The 598-nt window shown below is 66.4% G+C and carries 1 protein-coding gene; it reads right to left on the reverse strand.

Going from position 1 to position 598, the window contains the following annotated elements; all coding sequences use genetic code 11:
* On the reverse strand, nt 1–598 hold a 598-nt coding region (locus tag AC1DZC_RS20155), incomplete at both ends, for a hypothetical protein (RefSeq protein ID WP_477044517.1).

Below are 598 nucleotides of genomic sequence, written 5' to 3' on the forward strand. Positions count from 1 at the left end.
CTGCATCATCGAGCGCAGATAGTCGACATTCATGATGTTGTCGGTGGCGTTGAAGGCGAGGCTGCCATGCCGTCCGGCCAGCGTCGCGAGTTCGGCGAGCACGCGGTCGGGCGATTTGGCGCGATAGGTCATGGTGCTGCCGTTCAGGCCGCAGAACCGGCACGTCACCTTTGCCCCCCACCAGCAACCGCGAGAGCTTTCGAACGGCATGTCGACACTGCGGATCGATGCCGGGGTGAGCAGCCCGAGATCGAGCGCGCGATCGAAATATTCGCCGAACTCGGGCACCGGCAGATCGTCCATGCGGTCGAGCGGTATGGCCGGCGGACCGGACGCGATGCTGTCGCCGTCGCGCCACAACAGGCCCGGGATCGCCGAGAGATCGGTGCCGTTGGCCAGCGCGCCGAGCAGCACGGGAAAGGATCGATCCGATTCGCCGCACAGCGCCAGGTCGATCTGCGGCACCGCCTCCATCCACGCCCGGCCCATCGGGCCATCGAAATTGGCGCCGCCGAACAACAGGGTGATGCCGGGATGCAGCGCCTTGAGGCGCCGCGCCAGCGCGAAGGAAGCGACATTCTGCTGGAAGGTCGAGGTG

This window comes from Cellulomonas sp. P2_B4 (assembly GCF_056404795.1).